An 18877-nucleotide genomic window follows, 5' to 3' on the forward strand; every position below is an offset into this window, starting at 1 on the left:
CCCACTGATCAAGAACGACCACATGAGAAAGGTGTGCTTGTGGCCGAGGAGCCTTCGGCGTGGCGGGGCCGGATCCCCGCTGACATCGACCGGCCCGAACCCCTGGTGTTCAACCTGACCGCCAGACAGTGCCTGATCATCGCCCCGGCTCTGGCCGGGGCCTGGGGCGCCTACCTGATTCTTCGCGATGCCGTGCCGCTATGGGTGTTCGGCCTGGGCCTGGCCCCCGTCCTCGGCGCAGTCATCGCCGTCGCCTTCGCCGAGCGCGACGGCCGTGGTTTGGAGAGGGTGCTGGCCAGCGCATGGTCTTGGAAGCGCTCACCCAAACACCTGGTCTCCGCACCCAGCGGGACGATCCCGAAGCCGCCGCGGTGGGCACCCCGTTTCCGACAACCCCGTCTGGAACCCCTGCGGCTGCCCGCTTCGGCCATCACCCCCGGCGGGGTGATCGACGTGGACGGACGGTGCGCTGCGGTGATCGCCTGCACCACTATCCCGTTCCAGCTCGCCTCCGGGCGCGAGCAGGACCAGACCGTCGCCGCGTTCGCCGGGGTGCTCGACTCCCTGACCGACCCCGTCCAGATCCTCGTGCAGCGCCGCCGCGCCGACCTGTCCGGATTGACCGAGATGGTGCGCGCCAACGCCGATTACCTGCCCCACCCCGCACTGGCCCAGGCCGCGGCGGCGCACGCCGACTACCTCGACGAGATCGCCGCCACCCACGAGCTGTCCCACCAACAGGTGCTGGTCGTGGTCACCGCCACCGGAACCGCGCGCCGAACCGGTAGGGCACTGCGGCGCCGGGCGGACGATGCCGCGGACCGGCTGGCCACGCTCGGCATCCGCACGCAAGTCCTGGACGGCCAAGCGGCCGAGCAGGCGCTACGAGCCTCGATGACCGCCCCCGGCGCGCACCTGACCGACACCGACCCGCACGAAGCCGAGCTCGGCGGCACCGCCGACGAACAGGAGGCATGAGCGCGATGGCTGTTCGTAGCTTGTGGAAACGCACTGGTTCGCCCGACCTGGGCGGTCCGGCCGTCCACGTCGGAGCCCGGCACCTGGAAGTCGAGGGCGGGGTGTGCCAGACCCTCGCTTTCACCGGTTACCCGCGCGAAGTCGCGGTCGGCTGGGCCGAACCGCTGCTGACTTACCCGGGCCAGCTCGACATCAGCTTCCACCTGGACCCGGTCCCCGCGCCCCGTGCCGCTACCCAGCTCCGTAAGAGGCGTGCCCGGTTGGAGTCGGCGCACCGCACCAGTGCGGGCCAGGGCAAGGTGGAGGATCCGCACCAGGTCACGGCGGCAGTGGACGCGGCCGAGATCGCTGACCGCATCGCCACCGGCCAGGGCCGCCTGTTCAAGGTCGCGGTCTACATCACCGTGCACGCCACCTGCTTGGAGCACTTGGAGGCTGAGCTTCAGCAGGTCAAAGCGCTGTGTGATTCGCTTCTGGTGGACGCGGCCCCGGCCACGTTCCGGGCTCTGGCGGGGTGGATCTCCACGCTCCCGCTGGGAACCGACGCGCTGGGGATGGGCCGGTCGATGGACACCGACGCGGTGGCCACGACGTTGCCGTTCACCTCCCCTGAGCTGGTCGCCGACCTGGGGGAAACCACGGTGGTGTACGGCACCAACACCCACTCCAACGGGTTGGTGGCGTGGGACCGGTTCTGCGGCGATTTGGATAACCACAACGCTGTCGTCCTCGCTCGCAGCGGTGCGGGTAAGTCTTACCTGGCCAAGCTCGAGATCCTCCGCTCGCTGCTGGTGGGCGTCGACGTCGCGGTCATCGACCCGGAGGGTGAGTACCTGCGCCTGGCCGAGGCGGTGGGCGGAGCCACCATCGACCTCGGCACGCAACAAGGGCGGCTGAACCCCTTCGCTTTGCCCGCGCCCGGCGAGGACGAGGACGGAAGGTCGTTCACGAGCCGGGCCTTGTTCCTGCACACCCTCATCGGCGCGATGGTCGGTGAGCTGTCCGCCACCCACCAGTCGGTGTTGGACCGGGCGATCGTCACCGCCTACGCCGAAGCCGGTATCACCCGCAACCCCGCCACCTGGGGGCGGTCCGCGCCGGTGCTCGCAGACATGACCGAGGCCCTGGGAGAGATCGCGACCGACCCCGACACGGGAGAAGACCCGGCCCGTGCCGCCCGGGAACTGGCCGAACGGCTCAAGCCCTTTGTGCACGGTTCCCATTCCGCCCTTTTCGAGGGCTCTTCCACCGCCCAGATGGACGGCCACCTCACGGTGGTCTCCCTCAAGGAGCTGCCCGACGAAGTGCGACCGGTCGGGGTGCTGCTGGCGTTGGACGCGATCTGGCGCCACGTCACCGCACCCGGGCCAGCACGGCCCCGCACGGTCGTGGTCGACGAGGCCTGGCTGCTGCTCCAGGACCCGGCCGCGGCCCGCTACCTCGCGCGCTGGTCCAAAGCCGGACGCAAGCACTGGGCGGGTCTGACCCTGATCACCCAGGACGTGGGCGACGTGCTCTCCACCGAACTGGGTCGGGTGGTCATCGCCAACGCCGCCACCCAGATCCTGCTCAAGCAGGCCCCGCAGAACCTCGACACGGTGGCAGACGCCTTCCACCTCTCGGCGGGTGAGACCCACCTGGTGGGCACCGCGCTCCGAGGCTCCGCGCTCTTGGTGGCCGGGCACCAACGGGTGGGCTTCCAACCGCTCGCCTCCCCTCATGAGCACGCGCTGATCACCTCCGATCCGGCTGAGCTAGCCGCGATGCGCGCCGAGACAGCGGCGCAAGCGGAAGCAGCGGGCGACGTGGGCGATGAGCAGGACTTCGACGCCGATTGGGCTTGGGACGAAAACTCCAACGCGGGAGAGGCGGTCTGATGCTGGAGTTCCTACTGGGCGGCGCAGTCTTCCTTCTGCTCCCGGCCATCCCGCTCACAGGGGCGGTGGTCGGTGCGATGGTGCTCGGGGTGCGGTGGGCCCGCCACCTCTACCTGTCCCGACAGGCCCGGATCGTGCGGATCCTACCCCCGCCCGAAGCCAGTCTGGAGAACGCGAAGGCCTTCTGGCAGCACACCATGGGGCTGCTCCGGCCGCGCTGGTCGCGGTGGCTGCTCCAACCCCACCTGGCCCTGGAGATCATCGCCTCGGCAGCCGGTGTGCGCTACCAAGTGTGGGTACCCGGCGTTGTGCCACCGGGCACGGTGGAGCGGGCGATCTCTGCGGCCTGGCCCGGAGCCACTACCTCCACCCGACACCTGGCCCCGCAAGAGTCACCGCTGCCTGAAGGGGCCTACACCACCGGTGGCCACCTGGGGCTCGGCCGGGCAGAGGTGTACCCGCTCAGGACCCGGTTCGATGACGACCCCGCGCGCCCCCTGCTGGGCGCGTTGGAGGATCTGGTCGAGGGCGAGCACGCCCTGGTGCGGATCACAGCCCGGCCGGTGACGGGATGGCGGGCCGCACGCGCCCGCCGAGCTGCTGCCCGCCTGGCCGGAAACGCCGGGATGGCCACAGCCATGGTCGACGCGGTGGCCCCCACCGGGGCCGGGGTCCGTAGGCCGGTATCGCTACCGGGGACCGGGGACGACATCCGCGCCATCCTCACCAAAGCGAACAGCCCCCGCCTGGCGTGTGCGCTCTCCTACATCCTCACCACCACCCACCAGGGCGACGATGCCCAGGAGCGGTTGCGCGGCCGTGCACACGGGGTGGCCTCGTCTTTCGCTGCGTTCACCTCGGGCACCAACCATCTGCGCCGCCGTCACATGCTCAAACCTGGGTGGTGGGCGCCACGCCGGTTCCTGGCCCACGGGGCGCTGCTCTCCACAGCCGAGCTGGCGGCCGTCGCCCACCTGCCCACCGACGCCACCGTCCCCGGTCTGGCCCGTGCCGGAGCCAGGCCCGCCGCACCCGCACCCGCCGTCCCGCGCGAAGGCGAGAACACCCGGGTGGTGGGCGATGCCGACGCGGGAACCAAGCGCCCGGTCGCCTTGGGGGTGGTCGAAGCCCGTCAGCACACCCACGTCCTCGGCAAGACCGGGTCGGGCAAGTCGACCCTCCTCGCGAACCTCGTACTCCAGGACGCTGAGGCGGGGCGGGCCGGTCTGGTGATCGACCCGCGCGGCGACCTGGTCACCGACATCCTGGCCCGCCTGCCCGAGCACGCGGTGAACAGGGTGGTGCTCTTCGACCCCGACGACAACGCCGCACCGCCCCGGTTGAACCTGTTGCAGGGCCCGGATCCGGATTTCACCAGCGACACGGTGGTCGGCATCTTTCGCCGCATCTATGCCGAGTACTGGGGGCCGCGCACCGACGACATCCTGCGGGCAGCCACCCTGACCCTGACCCGGGCTCAGGACCCGGCCTTGACTCTGGGGGATGTGCCGCGCCTGCTCTCCAACGACGACCTGCGCGCGGACACGATGGCCAAGGTCGCCGCCCGCACCGGTGAAGACGAGGCCCTCGAGGATTTCTGGGGCTGGTACTCAGGGCTCACCGTCTCGGCGCGTTCGTCGGTGACCGGGCCGGTGCTCAACAAACTCCGGACCGCTCTGTTGCGTAAGTGGGTGCGCCAAGTGGTGGCCTCGGGCCCCTCCACCATCGACCTGCCCTCGCTGTTCGACACCGGGCACTTGGTACTGCTCCGACTGCCCAAGGGCCGCCTGGGCGAGGACACCAGCTCGCTGATCGGATCGTTCGCGCTAGCGGCGACCTGGCAGGCGGTCACCGCCCGCATCCACACACCCGAACACCGGCGCACCGACCTGTGCGCCTACATCGACGAAGCCCAGAATTTCCTGAACCTGCCCGGCAGCCTGGAGGACATGCTCGCCGAAGCCCGCGGCTACCGGCTCGGTCTGACCCTGGCCCACCAGGAGCTCGGCCAGCTCCCGGGGGACCTGCGCAAGGCGGTCTCCGCCAACGCCCGCACCAAGGTGTACTTCTCCGCTTCCCCTGACGACGCGGCGCACCTGCAACAGCACACCCAACCCGTTCTGGGCGCCTACGACCTCACCCACCTGGGCGCTTTCCAAGCCGCGGTGCGCCCCTTGGTCGGAGCGAGGGAACTCGGCGCGGCAACGGTACGGACCCGCCCCCTGCCGGACGGCGTGAAGGGCAGGGCCACACAGGTGCGCCGGGCCGCCCGGGTACACGGGCCCGAGGCACAGGCACAGCCGAGCGATCGAAGGAAGTAGGGCCGACCATGAGCACTGACGAAGCCGACACCCTGCTGGGCCTGGTTTGCAAGATCACTCCTCGGGACCGCCGGATCCTTAACGACCTGTACGAGCACAACGTCTTGACCACCCACCACCTGCACCAACTGCATTTCGAGGGGCGGTCTGTGCGCACGGTGAACCAGCGGATGCGGCAGCTGCGCCTGTATCGTCTGGTCGCCCCATTTAGGCCTTTCACACATTCGGGTACGAGCCCTAACCACTGGGTGGTGGACCGGCTCGGTGCGCAGCTCCTGGCCGTTCAGCGGCAAAGCGAGTTGTCGGACCTGGACTATCGGGCTGACCACCGGATACGGATTGCCCACAACCACCAGTTGGGGCACGTGCTCGGCCTGGTCGACACCTTCGTGGCTTTCACCCAGGCCGCGCGCCGCACCACTTCGGCGTCCTTGGAGTGCTGGTACTCCGAGCGCGAGAGCGCCCGGAGGTGGGGGCGCCACATCCGCCCCGATGCCTACCTGCAGTGGGACCAGGACGAGGCTGTGTTGCACGCCTTCGTGGAGTACGACACCGGCAGTGAGCCGCTGACGAAGGTGGTGCGCAAGATGGGCGGGTACGCCAGCCTGGCAGCGGAGAGCGGGCTGGCTTCGGTCGTGCTTTTCGCGGTCCACTCCGACCAGCGCGCCGAGCATCTCCTGGCCAAGCTCTCCGCCGGGTTTTGGGCAGAGTCGCAGAAAGTGGGGGCCTATGTGGCCACCCATCAGCAGTTGCGTGCGCGGGGCCCGGACAGGGCGGTGTGGCGAGCGCCCGGGGACCCCGGTGGGCAGAGGTTGCGTCTGCTCGACATCGCCTGCCGCCACTCCCGCCCGGAGCGGGTCCAGGAGTGATCCGGCATGCCGTCACGGGTGCGGGATTGCTCTTTCTGGTGCCGGTGCTGTTCATCGGCGTGCTGGGCAGTCACGACCAGAGTGCGGATGCTGTGCCAGGCGAGGTGGAAGGTATCCCCGCCCCGGTCCTGGAGGCCTACGTCCAGTCCGCGAACCGGCTGGAGCAAGAGTATGAGCAGTGCCGGGGGATGACGTGGCCGGTGCTGGCCGGCATCGGGAAAGTCGAATCGGATCACGTGGCGGACCGGGAGGTCTCGACTGCCGGGGACGTGCGGCCCAGGATGATCGGCCCGCGCCTGGACGGCAGCGGCGTCGGGGGCAACACCACACCCCACTACGACTCCGATGGAGGCGAGTGGGACGGGGACGACGAGTACGACCGTGCAGTGGGGCCGATGCAGTTCATCCCCACCACCTGGGAAACCCATGGTCTGGACGGCAACGGCGACGGCGTCGCTGACCCCCACAACATCCACGACGCGATGTGGAGCGCGGCGGTGTACCTGTGCGTGAGCCATCCCGAGGGGGAGCCGGTTGATTTCACCGACGAGGCCGACCTCGCGGCGGCGCTGCTGCGCTACAACCATGCGGGCTGGTACGTGGACCAGGTGGTCGAGCACGTCGACGCCTATACCGAGATCGCTGCTCAAGCAGCTGAGCGGCCGGTGGTGGGCTCAGGGGTCAGCAGTGAGCAGGGGCGGGCTGCTGCTGAGTGGGCGCTGGCCCAGGTCGGAAAACCCTATGCGTGGGGAGGGATGGGCCCCCATGTCTTCGACTGCTCCGGGCTGACCATGAAGGCCTGGGAAGCGGCGGGAGTGAGCCTGCCGCGCGTGACTACCGCGCAGGTCGAAGTCGGAGCCCGTGTCGGCTTGGACGAGCTGCAGGTGGGGGACCTGCTTTTCTACGAGACCGGTGCGCCGGGAGGCAGCCCGTCGCACGTGACCATGTACGTGGGCGACGGACAGATGGTCAACGCCCCGAGGTCGGGCCAGAACGTCAGAGTCGAGCCTGTCCAGAGTGACTACTACAGCCCCCGGTTCGTGGCGGCGACGCGGCCGGGCTGAGCGGCTACTACGCGCTCACAAACGGGGGCAGGTCGGCCCCGAGCCCGCGTTCCCTGGGTTGGGGCCGACCTGCCCGGCTGTGGAGCCGATGAGGCCGGTTGGGCTGGGTATCTGCGGCCCATTTCCGTGTTTTCCCTGGTCCATGACTTTTACAAAATGCGGGGTTGAAACTTCTCGCGAGCATAGGGAAACATCGCATCCGCACCGTTCAACCCGGGCGAACGCGCATTCCTATTTGTCCGCATTATTTCGCGTGTCCGAAAAGGGGGTTCTTCGTCATGCCTGATTACAACTCAGGTGTCCGCTGGTGCGGCTCGGCTCCGGGCGGCTTCAGAACCAGGTAGTAGCGCTAGGAGCCACGGGCGGGGTGAGGAAGCGCAGTTTCGCTAGGGCGTACGACCTCGCGGGGCCATTGACACCAGCCCCGTCCCGAGTGGCGGCCTCAGTGGTCGCCGAAGAACAGCAGAAAAGAAAGGTGCCTCGGCCGGTGCGGTAACACCGCCCGAGGCGTGATCCCCACCTGAACACACCAGGAGGAAGACCATGGACCATGGTAGGGGCCGACACCGCAAACGTCGACGCGGCTGGGTCAGCCGCGCGCGCTGGACGGTAGGGGCCGTACTCGCAGCGATCCTCAACGTCTCCACACCGCCGCCACCAACCCGACCGCGGCCAGGGAAGAAGAGCTCGACTCTTCGAGCGGAGACAACGTCGCCTGCTGTCCTTGTGCCTCAGGAACCGGAGTGGGCGCGCCGTTATGACCGGGCCCGCCGTGAGCACACTGACCGGGTTCGAAACCTCTACGAACCCCAGAGGACGGCGAAGCGGCTGCCGACGTTCGGATGGTGCGAGGACGATCAAGGTGGGCGCGGGGTGCGCCCCTACCTGGCCGCACATGAACAGCGCCACCGAGCTCAGCAAAGTCCTGCGGTAGAGCTTCGCAAGCACGGGCGCGACCAGGAAGCTACGTTTTCCGCCGCGACGGCGACTCAAGCTCCCACAACCGGTGAGTGGGACGAACTGGCCGGGCTGGTGTGGCAGTGGCACGCTCAGCAGCACCCGGTTGCCTGACGCCAAAGACGGGGTGAGGGGCCGCTCCCGTATCGGGAGCGGCCCTGCTTACGTTTGCTCGCCTTGGCGTTTGTGCAGGTAGAGAGTTCGACACGAGGGGCGGGTGGCTCTCTTCACAGTTTTGGTGACGGAGAGTGCCCGAATAGCCCTTGTGCGATGACTCTGTGTGTGGCTAGTGTCACCCTTCGAAAGCACGGCGTGGGGTCGCGTCGGATGAGGAATCGGAGGTGTGCGATGCGCGTGGTGGTCTGGGCGGCGGCCGTAGTGGCGCTGGGCGGGTGTGCGTCTTCGGAGGGTGAACCCGAGCAAGCCGAGTCGAGCCCGCCTGCCACCCTGGCCGCTCCTTCCGATCCGGGTAGTTCGCCGGAGGAGTTGGCGTTGGAGGCTTACCGGAACATGTGGGGGGCGGTGGCCGAAGGCTCGCATGAGGGCGCGGTCGAACACCCTGACCTGGAGGAGTACGCCTCAGGGCAGGCTCTGGAGCTGGTGACAGCCATGCTGCAAGGTGTCGAGGCGACCGGTGAACCGGTGCTGTCCCCCGATGCCCTCAGCGCTGAACCTGAGGCCGACCCCGTCAGAGTGAGCATCGAGGATTGCATCGATAGCTCGGAATGGCTTGTCGGCGAAGGCGCCGATGACAGCCCGCAGGGCGAGAAAAGGCGCCCGGTCGAGGCCACGGTCCTTGACGAGGGCGACGGCTGGCGGGTCGACGACCTGTGGCTCGGGGAGTACGGCTCGTGCTGAGGCTAGGAGGTGCCTCTGTCGCAAAGGTGTTCAGCCCGGCTCTCCTAGGTCTTCTCCTTGCCTGGCCTGCGGCTCCGGTGTCAGCGGGAGCTGAGGACTTCCTCGCCAAGACGGATTGCGCCGGTGGTTCTTGCCGCGTGCAGGCGTGGGCGCCCGAGAGCCCGGAGGGGTCCGCCTCCTCGGTGGTCGGCGGGTCGGGGCAATCGACCGGGACGCCGCAGGAGAGCGATCCCGCCTGTGTGGTTCCGGAGACGGAGTTTGCTCAATCAGGGATGGAAGGACCTGTGGAAGTACCCCCGGGCGTGGCTCGTTGTACGGCCTCGACTGCCTCAGCGGGGCGTTCTGCTGCCCCGGAGTTCGACCCTGTTGTGCTCGCTGAGCAGGCGCGGGCGGAGATGGACGTGCCCGAGCCGACGATCGGTACCGCGCCGCCGCTGGAGGAGCCGAGGTTCGTGAACATGCCCTCGTGGATGTGGATCGATTCCGACGACTGGGAGCCGGTGTCGGCCACGGCCTCGGTAAGCGCAGGGTCGGTGACGGTGGTCGCCACACCGAAGCGGGTGGTGTGGGACACCGGTGACGGCCACCGGGTGGAGTGCGAGAGCGCGGGGACGGTGTTCTCGCCCGAGGTCTACCGCGAGGAGGGGTCGCCGGACTGCGGTCACACCTACACCGCTCTGCCTGCTGGGGGTGCGGGGGCCGAGGTGGATCTGACCGCTGTGTGGGAGTGGCAGGTGGCCTGGTCCACCAGCGACGGGGACGGCGGTGACTTGGCTGACCTGACGACCTCCTCGACGGTGTCCGTTCCGGTGAGCGAGATCCACTCGGTAGTCACAGACACCCGCTAACAGGCGAAGGCAGGCGCAAACACGTGAAGGAGGGGTGGGATGGTCGCGCTCGCGAATCCCCAGCAAACCAACCAGAAAAATAAGGATAAGGCCGCCTCCCCCGGCGCCGACCGGGAGTGGGAATCGGTGCGCCTGGCGGCGACCTCGCGTCGCCGGTGGAAGTGGGCGCTGCTGGCCGCTGCGCTGATCGTCGGTGGCGGGGCAGCGGGCGCCTGGGCCGGATACGCGGGCGAGGAGACCGGAGCGGTGGCTGTGCTCGCCGATGACCTGCCCGCCGGACACGTGATCACTGCGGGGGATGTGACCACGGTGGAGGTGGCCGAGGCCGACGGGTTGCGGCTGATGGCACCTGAGGCGGTGGAGGGGATGGCGCTGACCCTGCCGGTTCCCGGCGGGTCCCCCCTGACGGCGGGGGCCGTGTCGGATACCGCCCTGTGGCCGGAGGAGGGTTCTGCCGTGGTCACGGTGCCGGTCACTGCGCTCCCTCACGGGTTGGAAGCGGGCACGACGGTGGAGCTGATCCCCGCCGAGGGCGGAGCGGAAGCGGCAGCCGAGAGCGGGGAAGGCCAGCCGGACGAGGCCCCGGGCGCGGTGACGGCACTGGTGCACCGCGTGGTCGCAGAGGCCGATGACGGGTTCGGTACCGGTGCGCAGGCGGTGGAGGTCGTGGTTTCCCGGGCGGACGCGGGCCAGGTGGCCCGTGCGGTCGCCGGGGGCGACATCCAGGTGGCGGTGGTCAACCCGCACGAACAGGCGCAGTCCGAGGACGAGGAGGCAGGCGAATGACGGTGGTGGCGGTGTGCTCACTGAGCGGGGCCCCGGGGGCGACGAGCCTGGCCACGGCTATGGCCGCCGCGTGGCCGAGCGGGGTGCTGACGGTGCCGGTCCTGGTGGAGGCCGACGCGTCCGGGGGTGATGTCGCCGCCTGGCACGGAGTGGACCCGGGATCAATGGGTTTGATCTCGTTGGCCGCTGCCTCACGTTCACCGGTGTCGGTTCAGGCGCCGGTGTCTTCGACCAAGGATGGTGGCAGGGGTGGCTCGGGCGCCCATCATCCTTTGCTGCGTCATGCGGCCGAACTCCCGGGCGGGCTGCGGGTGGTGACGGCACCGACCGATCCGCTGGAGGCGGGCCGCGCGGTCGACGTGCTTGCCCGAAATCCGACCGTGCTCAAGTCCGGACGGGTAACGGTGGTGGATGTGGGACGTGCGGTGCCGGGGTCTGCGGGGGCGGCCCTGCTCCGCCACGCCGACATCACCGTCGTCCTGATCGAGCCCGGACAGGTGGAACAGGCCGAGCGGCTCCGGGTGTGCGCCCCGGTCCTGGCCTCGCTGCGCCAGGACGGTGTCCGGGTGGGCCTGGCCATCAGCGGCACCTGTCCGCATCCGGATACGGAGATTTCGGAGCTGGCGAACGGGTTGCCGGTGTGGGCACGCATTCCCCGCGACGCCACGGGAGCCGGGTTGGTGCGGGGCGAACACCGGCCTCCTGCACGGTTGCGGGACCGGTTGGCGGCCTGGCGGGCCCAGCGCCGCGATCCCGACTCGTTGGAGTGGATACCGCTGATCAAGTCGGCGAAGGCGCTGGCGGAGCTGTGCGACGACTTCGACGGTCTGGGCCTGGGCGCGGGGGAGCGCCGGGTGTTGGAGGTGCAGGCGGCGTGAGGACCATGCACCACACTCCAGGCCTGACGCCTCTTGCCGGAGAGCTCAACGGCGAGGACTCGTTGCGCGAGGCCGCGGCGGCACTGGCCGTGCGCGTCACCGAAGACCTGGTCCAACATCCTGAGGAGTCTGCGGACACAGAATCGGTGGGCCAGCTCGTCGACGCGCTCTTGGAGGAGCAGGCACGCACGGACCTGGTCCAGGGCATCCGTGAGACGGTCGACGAGGCGCGCTTGCGCCGACTCACGTTGGACCACGTGCTCGGCTTGGGACCGGTCGAGGAACTGCTGTCTGAGCCGGGGGTGGAAAACATCCACATCACCGGCAACGACGAGGTCGTAGTCGATTTCGGAGGTGGGAGCAGGCAAGACCGACCAGCGGTGGTCAACACCGATGAGGATCTCGTGGCCTTGGTTCAGCGGGCCGCAGCTCGCGCACCGGGAGGCGAACGCAGGTTCGATCTGTCTGCACCGATCCTGTCCATGGAACTCCCAGGAGGGGAACGGCTGACGGCGGTGATGCCCGGCATCGCGGCACGCCCGACCGTGACCATTCGCCGCCACCCCGCACGGCACCTACGGCTGCGGGATGTGGCCCGCGCCGGGATGGTCGACCAGACCGCACAGGATCTACTTCTCGCTGCCGTGCGGGCTCGGTTGAACATCCTGGTCAGCGGGGCGACGAACTCCGGCAAAACCACCCTGCTCCGAGCACTGTTGGGCACGCTTCAGGCAGAGCGGCTCGTGACCGTGGAGGACGCTTTCGAGCTGGGTCTGCACCGCCTGGCCAACACCGATCTGGATGTTCAGGCGCTGCAGGGGCGTCCCGCCAACGTCGAGGGCATCGGTGAGGTGAGTTTGGCGGAGCTGGTGCGGGCGGCACTGCGGATGTGCCCGGACCGGGTCATCGTCGGGGAAACGAGGGGACCGGAGACTATCGCGCTGCTCAACGCCATGTCGATGGGCACGGACGGGTCGATGTCCACCATCCACGCCTCCAGCTCGCAGCAGGTGTTCGCGAAGCTGGCCGCCTACTGCGCCCAGAGTCCTGAACGACTCACAACCTCGGCCACCGCCTCGTTGGTCGGTGCTGCCTTGCATCTGGTGGTGCATATCGACACCACCCGAGCCGGAGAGCGTTATGTGGCCAGCGTGCGCGAGGTGGTCGGCTCCGAAGGTGAGCAGGTGATCTCAAACGAGATCTACCACCGCGAGTGGCAAGCCGCCTCGGGGACGGTGGTCTGTGCCCCGTCCGGGATCATCGCAGATCACCTGGACCGGGTCGGTTACGCGCTGCGGGGGTGGGCGTGATGGGCCCGTGGGACTGGACGATGGGGGGCTTGGCGATCGGCGGGGTCCTGCTGGGAAGCGGGATTGCCTGCGCCGCCTACGCGGCGAGCCTTCTGCCCCGGCGACCCCTTGCAGGTGTGCACACGCCCGGGTGGGCTCGAGCGTTGCTCCAGAGGCGTCACTGGGTGCGCCTGGCAGCTGCGGCGGGCGCGGGAGCGCTGGTGGGTGCGGTGACGGGCTGGCCGGTGGGTGTGGTGCTCGCCGCGGCAGCCGGATGGTGGATGCCCGCTCTGCTCGGGCCCGATACCAGCGCCCAGAAGCAGGCCGACGTTGCCGAGGCGGTGGCGTCCTGGGCTGAGCAGCTACGGGACATGATCACCGGCGCATCGGGGCTTCACCAGGCCGTCGCCGCGACCGTGCCGGTCGCCCCAGAGATCATCCGCACACCGGTGACAGGGCTGGAGGCCCGGTTGCGGGCGGGCCAGCCCATGGACCAGGCAGCGCCTGTATTCGCTCGGCAGGTCGACTCGGACCTGGGCGATGTGGTCGCCCTGACCCTGACCATGGGCGCCTCCCGTCAGAGCGGAGACATCGCGGGAGCCTTGTCGCGTCTGGCAGAGGCGGCCCGGGAGAGGGCGACCAGCATCGCCCGGGTGTCGGCCTCACGGGCACGGGTGCGTTCCTCGGTGCGCATCATCGCCGCCGCCACCACCGTCATGCTGGTCGGGATGGTCGCGCTCAACCCGGCCTTTCTCGAGCCCCTGGGCACTCTCACCGGGCAGCTGGTGCTCGGCCTGGTCGGTGGTGTGTGGGCGCTCTCCTTCTTCTGGCTCGCCCGCCTGGCCGCCCCGCCCGAGCAGCCGCGCCCCTTCACCCCAGCCCCGGTCGGCAGCGCGGCCCGGGCCGGTGGTGGGCGGTGAGCGCAATGATCCTGGGTCTGGCCGGAAGCATGCTCGGTGCCGGGATGTGCGCTGGCGCCTACGGGCTGCGCCGTCCCACCGTCACCGAACGCCTGACCCCCCGCACAGAAGTAGAACAGCCGCCCGCCGTTGAGAGTAGAGGAGGGTGGGCGCGGCGGATCGGGCACCGCGCGGGCGGCCTACTCACCCACGCCCGGGTCCCAGGCCCGAACATGGCCAGGACCCTGGCAGCAGCAGGCACCTCGGTGCAGGACTACCGGGCCGAGAAAGCCGCCTCGACCGGCCTCGGCCTGCTCCTGGCCCTGGTGCTGGTCGCAGCGGGCGGTGTTGTGGAGAACATGCCGACCGGGTTGCTCCCCGCCCTAGTTCTGGTCGGGTGCTTTGTGGCCCCCGACCTGTCTGCTCGTAGCGCGGCGGCGCGGCAGCGGGCCGAGTTGAGGGCGGCTACCTCGGCGTTGGCGGACCTGGTCGTGATGGGCCTGGCCGCAGGTGCGGGCAGCACCGGAGCCCTGACCACAGCCCTCCAGCACGGGAGGGGGAGAGCCCCCGAACGCATCCGCAGTGCTGTGCATACCGCCACCGTGCGCCGACGGCCCCCCTGGGAAGGCCTCGAAACCCTGGCCGGTGAGACCGGTGTGCGGGAACTCTCCGAGCTCGCAGCCTCGCTGCGCTTGGGCGGTGTGTCCGGGGCGCGCACCCGTACCTCCCTGACGGCCAAAGCGACCTCGCTGCGTGCTCGCTGTTTGGCTGAAGCGGAGGCCGCCGCGCTCGCGGCCACCGAGCGCATGGCCCTGCCCACCATGGGCCTGGTCAGCGGTTTCTTGCTGTTGATCATCTACGTCGCACTGGTCCACGTGATGGCCGGATTCTGAGCCTGCAGAAGGAGTACCAAAGTGAACACTGCCCTTCGCCGCGCCTTGCGGCATGTACGCACACGTCTCACCCCAACACGAAAAGTCACCTCAGATGCAGGGTCGGCGACGACCGAATGGGTCTTGACGATCATGGTGGCGATCACCATCGCCACCGTGGTGGGCGGCATCCTCATCAGCGAGTTCACCACGGCGGCCGAGTCCATCGATCTGGGCGTGGACCGGTGAAAGGGCTCATGCCACCGCCCACCCGTTCCGAGCGGGCGAACCGCAGCGACGATCGGGGCAGCGCCGAACTCCTATTCATCCTGCCCCTGGTGTTCGTGATGCTGCTCGCCGTAGTGCAGGTGGGGTTGTGGGCCCATGCCCAGCACCGCGCCCAGGCGGTGGCCTCCCAGGCCCTGGACGCCGCCCTGGCCTTCGACGGAACCGAGGACGCCGCCCACGAGCGCGCCGGGCACGCCCACGACCAGCTGGGCGGGGGCGTGCTGCGATCGGTGCGGGTGGAGGTCGACCGCAGCGCAGACCAGGCCCGGGTGAGCCTCAGCGGCCGAGCACCGAGCCTGCTTCCGGGCGTAGGGGTGCCGGTCTCCTCGCAGGTCTCTGGCCCGGTGGAGCAACTGACGCCGTGAACGTGCACAGCATGGCCACGTATCGGAAGCAGCGCTGCCGGAAGGACTCGGGGAGTGCGTCGGTGGAACTGACCCTGCTGGTCCCGGTTCTCGTACTCGCGCTGCTGTTGATGCTGGTGGCGGGGCGGCAGGTCTCGGCCGCGCTCATCACCCAGGACGCCGCGGCAGCAGCGGCACGAGCAGCATCGCTGCAACGCGAAGTGAGTCAGGCGCGCACCCACGCCGAGCAGGCCGCTGCACAGGAACTTGCCCGCCGAGGGCTGGTATGCGCCCCGTTCGCTGCCCGGGTCGACACCGCCCGTTTCGCTCCGGGCGGGGCGGTTGAAGTGGAGGTGGAGTGCACAGTGACGGTGATGGACCTGGGCGGGCTCGGCGGCCAACGCACTCTGACCGCGACCGCGATGTCGCCGGTGGACCCCTACCGAGGGCAGGAACCATGAGCGGCCTCAATGCCAGCATCGGCAGGGGGCGTTGTCGATGCTGTCGCTGGGACCGGGCGGATGGTGGTCATGCGTCAGTGTTCCTCATACTGCTGATGCCCGTATTCCTTGTCGTGTTCGCTCTGGTCTGGGAGGGCGGTCAGATGCTGGCGGCCAAATCGGAGCTGATGACGGTGGCGCACTCAGCGGCTCGAGCGGGCACCCACCAACTCGACCAGGCGGCCACTCTGGCCGAGGGGGCTGCCGTTGTGGACACTGAGGCTGCCCGGCGGGCGGCTGTGGGGCACCTGGGATCGGCCGGGGCACGAGGGCGGGCCACCGCCGAGGACGACCAGGTCGTGGTTCTGGCCCAGGTCACCTACACCCCGAGTCTTCTGCCGATCGGTGAACGCGAGATCGAAGCCGAGGCGACCGCAACCGCGCACCAGCCTTGATGCGACTCGGTCCGCGAAGGCTCGAAAGACAGTGACGGAGAAAGGCGGAATTCAGGTATGCGGAGCCTGTGGTCGGGTGCCGGAGAAGCCTGCGTCGCGGTGGCCGTGCTCATCGGATTGCCCCTGCTCGCATCGGGTCTCGGATGGCCGCTGGGCGAGGAGGCTTCCTGGATGTGGCTGTGGCAGTACCTACGCGGCGGAACCCTGCCCGCAGACGTCGTGTTGGCGGTGCTGGTGGTCCTGCTGTGGGCGGTGTGGGCCGCCTACCTCGCAGTCGTCGTCCTGGACGTCATCGCCGTGCTGCGGGGCCTGGTGCCCAGGGTGGGTGCGGTGCGGCTGGTGTGGGTCCTGGTCACCGGAGGCACCACCGCAGCCAGCACCCACACGGCTGCTGTGGCCGCCCACACCGACACGGTCGCCCAAGCACCGGCCCAGCCGGAGCCGGAAACTCAGGGGGAGCCCTCACCCGAACAGCACGACCAGCCAGAGGAGGTGGTCGAACGGACCCGCACCTTGGCGAACTTCGGTTTCGACTCGGCCGACCTCACCCCCGCGATGCGCGACTCGCTGGAGCCGACCCTGGGCATGATCGGCGACCTCGGGCTCGCCGATACGCCGGTCGTGGTAACCGGGCACGCCGACCCCGTGGGCGACCCCACCTACAACGAAGGCCTGTCCGAGCGACGTGCCCAGGCGGTCGCCGACCACCTGGCCGAACACCTACATGAAGACGTCGACTTCGAGGTGGGCGGCATGGGATCGGCCCAACCACCTACCGACCCTGATGCCTCCTACGCCGAGCACCGGCGCGTGGAAATCGCCTACACCCTGCAGGCCCCGAGGGCGGAGGAGCCGAACGCCGAAGGGGCGGACGAAGCGGCAGAGGAGACATCTGAGCCTGTGCCCGAGCAGGTGCCGTTGGACGCAACTACCACCAGCGACCACAGCAGCCCGAGCTCGTTGTTGGTGAGCGCTCTCGCCGGAGCGGCCGGGGCGGGTGTGGGCTATGCGGTTGGACGCCGTCACGCACACGCCGGAAGTTCGCGGAGCGAAGCGAAGGCCCCCGGACGCACGTCGTGGCCGGATGAGGCCGAGGACACTCCCACCGGGGCTGAGCACGATACCGGTTCCAAGTCTGGTGGGCTGGTGCGCTCTGACCCCAGGGGCGGCGAGGGCGGCGTCCTCACCGCAGATGGCTACGTGCTGGTAGGCCGCAGGGTCCGGGTCCACGCGCGCGAGGGGATTGCTTTTGTCGGAGCCCACGCCGCTGGCGTCTTGGCGGCGGTGGTCCATGGCCACGGTGGCCGGGGGGCGGTCATGGCTACCCCCGCTGTGGTGGAGGCACTGGGTGGTGGCGACCTACTCCCCTCGGGCGTGCAGATCGTGGCTGATCTGCCCGGTGCGCGCATCGCGGTGGAAGCCGCTCTGCTCAGGTGTGCACGGCAGATCATGGACGACGAATACGCGACAGGTGAGGTCAGCGAACCTGGTGGTGTCCCCACGTTGGTGGTGAGTACGGGCCACGAGGTTCACGACGCTCGCGAGGCCCACCAAGTGCTCAACAACTCTCCTGGGGTCGTCGTGGGTGTGCTGGGCGAGCCCGCGGGGCCGGGAGCGGTGGTGCACTGCGACCATCTCGAAGGGGCCCGTGTGGCCTCACCCCAGGGCGGCCAGGCCTACGCGGCTGGCCCGCTCCGGCACCGCGACCTGCCCCGGCGCCACAGCGTCTCCGACAAGGCGAATCCAGTCGCTCCTGAGCTTGCCGACCATCAACCCGAACCCGGGTCTGTCCCTGAAACAGAGGCAGACCCCCAGCCTGCCGCAGACATCGAGGCAACCGATCGCGCCCTGCCCGCAGCACGGGTAGGAGTCCGGTTGTTCGCCCCCCGGCCCGTGTGTGAGGTGGACGGCAACGATGTGCTGACCAGGTCGAACTCGCGGCTCCTGCTGGCGATGCTGGCGCTGAGCCCTCGCGGGCTTCCCGAGGGCCAACTGAGCGAGGTCCTCTCCCCAGGAAGAGACGAAGCCAAAGCGCGCAAGGACCGGTACAACGCGATCACCGGCCTGCGGACCCCATTGCGCGACGCACTCAAATCCCAAGAGCGCATCCTGTTCAAGAAGAACGGTCGGTACTTCCTCCAGGAGGAGTTGTTCGACATCGATGTAGTGCACACCAAGGATCTGAGTAAGCGCATAAACTCCGCTTTTCAAGGGAGAGAAGAAATCCTTCGTGAGTTGCTGAAAGTCTGGGAGAAACCGCTCCTGTCTGACTGCGAGGAAACATGGTTCGAGTCCCACCGCAAACACTACGCCGACCAGTTCATCGAGGTGCTGGTGCTGCTGGCCAAAGAGACAGATGCGGCCGAATCTCGAATTTCCCTTCTTCGAAAGGCAATGAATCTGGACCGTTTCAATGAATCCATCTACCAGGACGCGATGCGCGTCTATGGTGGAATGGTTCGACCGGACGCAGTCCGGCGCACCTACCGGTCACTGGAGAAAGCTCTCGGTGAGCTGAAAAAGAAACCCAGCCCGGCGAGCGAACAACTCCTGAACGAGCTGACCAGCCCCGACTCGCTGGCTCAGCAGTAGGGATCTGGCGAAAAACAGGGGTTCCCGTGGCTGTGCCTGTGACTGCGCGTGCGGCTGTACCTGTGACTATGCCTGTGGCTGCGCGCGTGGATACGCCGGTACCCCCAGGGGCGCACTCTCCCCGGCAGTCCACGTCTGTGCAGCTCAGAGCATATGTTCGTGTGACTCACGAGTCCAGACTTATACCCAGTGGGTAGTCGACTCCACGTAGGGGGCGGCGGCCCCTCCCTCCTCGGCGGCGGGTCGGCCTACCGGCCGACCC

General features: G+C 68.9%; 16 protein-coding genes. All 16 read left to right on the plus strand.

From position 1 onward, the window contains the following. Positions 1-39: 39 nt before the first annotated feature. The 16 genes from ACYVD1_RS22095 to ACYVD1_RS22170 all read left to right on the plus strand — a co-directional run bounded on the left by ACYVD1_RS22095 (position 40) and on the right by ACYVD1_RS22170 (position 18615). Positions 40-978: a PrgI family protein gene (locus ACYVD1_RS22095; protein WP_460776030.1), complete on the plus strand. Its 939-nt coding sequence runs from the start codon at positions 40-42 to the stop codon at positions 976-978. Positions 979-983: 5 nt separating this feature from the next. Next, positions 984-2855: a VirB4 family type IV secretion system protein gene (locus tag ACYVD1_RS22100; protein ID WP_460776034.1), complete on the plus strand. Its 1872-nt coding sequence runs from the start codon at positions 984-986 to the stop codon at positions 2853-2855. Beyond that, the gene (locus ACYVD1_RS22105) at positions 2855-5176 is read left to right on the plus strand and encodes a type IV secretory system conjugative DNA transfer family protein (RefSeq protein ID WP_460776038.1); all 2322 of its coding nucleotides are present in this window, start codon (positions 2855-2857) and stop codon (positions 5174-5176) included. The genes ACYVD1_RS22100 and ACYVD1_RS22105 overlap by 1 nt, the downstream gene beginning before the upstream one ends. Positions 5177-5184: 8 nt before the next feature. After that, positions 5185-6045, plus strand: a complete 861-nt coding sequence (locus ACYVD1_RS22110) for a replication-relaxation family protein (protein ID WP_460776041.1) — start codon at positions 5185-5187, stop codon at positions 6043-6045. 26 nt (positions 6046-6071) lie between these two features. Beyond that, positions 6072-7109: a C40 family peptidase gene (locus ACYVD1_RS22115; RefSeq protein ID WP_460776044.1), complete on the plus strand. Its 1038-nt coding sequence runs from the start codon at positions 6072-6074 to the stop codon at positions 7107-7109. 1305 nt (positions 7110-8414) lie between these two features. After that, entirely contained in the window at positions 8415-8924 is a 510-nt protein-coding gene (locus ACYVD1_RS22120) for a hypothetical protein (RefSeq protein WP_460776047.1), read from the plus strand. Between the two features lie 401 nt (positions 8925-9325). Further along, positions 9326-9772 (plus strand): hypothetical protein, encoded by a 447-nt coding sequence (locus ACYVD1_RS22125; RefSeq protein WP_460776051.1) that lies wholly within the window; start codon positions 9326-9328, stop codon positions 9770-9772. 39 nt (positions 9773-9811) lie between these two features. Then, the gene (locus ACYVD1_RS22130) at positions 9812-10558 is read left to right on the plus strand and encodes an SAF domain-containing protein (RefSeq protein WP_460776054.1); all 747 of its coding nucleotides are present in this window, start codon (positions 9812-9814) and stop codon (positions 10556-10558) included. Beyond that, on the plus strand, positions 10555-11436 hold the full coding sequence (locus tag ACYVD1_RS22135) for a hypothetical protein (RefSeq protein ID WP_460776057.1): 882 nt from the start codon (positions 10555-10557) through the stop codon (positions 11434-11436). The genes ACYVD1_RS22130 and ACYVD1_RS22135 overlap by 4 nt, the downstream gene beginning before the upstream one ends. A gap of 5 nt (positions 11437-11441) precedes the next feature. Further along, entirely contained in the window at positions 11442-12746 is a 1305-nt protein-coding gene (locus tag ACYVD1_RS22140; protein ID WP_460776059.1) for a CpaF family protein, read from the plus strand. Positions 12747-12910: 164 nt separating this feature from the next. After that, entirely contained in the window at positions 12911-13645 is a 735-nt protein-coding gene (locus ACYVD1_RS22145) for a type II secretion system F family protein (RefSeq protein WP_460776062.1), read from the plus strand. Then, a complete protein-coding gene (locus tag ACYVD1_RS22150) occupies positions 13642-14517 on the plus strand; it encodes a hypothetical protein (protein WP_460776064.1) in 876 nt (291 codons plus the stop codon). The genes ACYVD1_RS22145 and ACYVD1_RS22150 overlap by 4 nt, the downstream gene beginning before the upstream one ends. A gap of 236 nt (positions 14518-14753) precedes the next feature. Further along, positions 14754-15149 (plus strand): TadE/TadG family type IV pilus assembly protein, encoded by a 396-nt coding sequence (locus ACYVD1_RS22155; protein ID WP_460776067.1) that lies wholly within the window; start codon positions 14754-14756, stop codon positions 15147-15149. Between the two features lie 11 nt (positions 15150-15160). Then, positions 15161-15589, plus strand: a complete 429-nt coding sequence (locus ACYVD1_RS22160) for a TadE/TadG family type IV pilus assembly protein (RefSeq protein WP_460776070.1) — start codon at positions 15161-15163, stop codon at positions 15587-15589. A 77-nt stretch (positions 15590-15666) separates the two neighbouring features. Further along, positions 15667-16023, plus strand: coding sequence for a TadE/TadG family type IV pilus assembly protein (locus ACYVD1_RS22165; protein ID WP_460776073.1), 357 nt, complete (start codon positions 15667-15669; stop codon positions 16021-16023). A 57-nt stretch (positions 16024-16080) separates the two neighbouring features. After that, positions 16081-18615 carry an OmpA family protein gene (locus ACYVD1_RS22170; RefSeq protein WP_460776076.1) on the plus strand — a complete coding sequence of 845 codons (2535 nt, stop codon included), beginning with the start codon at positions 16081-16083 and terminating at the stop codon, positions 18613-18615. The last annotated feature ends 262 nt before the right edge of the window (positions 18616-18877 follow it).

Source organism: Nocardiopsis nanhaiensis, assembly GCF_054778635.1.

Excerpts from the sequence above, each read along its gene's own strand:
- ACYVD1_RS22100 (WP_460776034.1), top strand. The coding sequence starts at position 984 with ATGGCTGTTCGTAGCTTGTGGAAACGCACTGGTTCGCCCGACCTGGGC.
- ACYVD1_RS22105 (WP_460776038.1), top strand. The coding sequence starts at position 2,855 with ATGCTGGAGTTCCTACTGGGCGGCGCAGTCTTCCTTCTGCTCCCGGCC.
- ACYVD1_RS22110 (WP_460776041.1), top strand. The coding sequence starts at position 5,185 with ATGAGCACTGACGAAGCCGACACCCTGCTGGGCCTGGTTTGCAAGATC.
- ACYVD1_RS22120 (WP_460776047.1), top strand. The coding sequence starts at position 8,415 with ATGCGCGTGGTGGTCTGGGCGGCGGCCGTAGTGGCGCTGGGCGGGTGT.
- ACYVD1_RS22130 (WP_460776054.1), top strand. The coding sequence starts at position 9,812 with ATGGTCGCGCTCGCGAATCCCCAGCAAACCAACCAGAAAAATAAGGAT.
- ACYVD1_RS22135 (WP_460776057.1), top strand. The coding sequence starts at position 10,555 with ATGACGGTGGTGGCGGTGTGCTCACTGAGCGGGGCCCCGGGGGCGACG.
- ACYVD1_RS22140 (WP_460776059.1), top strand. The coding sequence starts at position 11,442 with ATGCACCACACTCCAGGCCTGACGCCTCTTGCCGGAGAGCTCAACGGC.
- ACYVD1_RS22155 (WP_460776067.1), top strand. The coding sequence starts at position 14,754 with ATGCCACCGCCCACCCGTTCCGAGCGGGCGAACCGCAGCGACGATCGG.
- ACYVD1_RS22160 (WP_460776070.1), top strand. The coding sequence starts at position 15,161 with ATGGCCACGTATCGGAAGCAGCGCTGCCGGAAGGACTCGGGGAGTGCG.
- ACYVD1_RS22170 (WP_460776076.1), top strand. The coding sequence starts at position 16,081 with ATGCGGAGCCTGTGGTCGGGTGCCGGAGAAGCCTGCGTCGCGGTGGCC.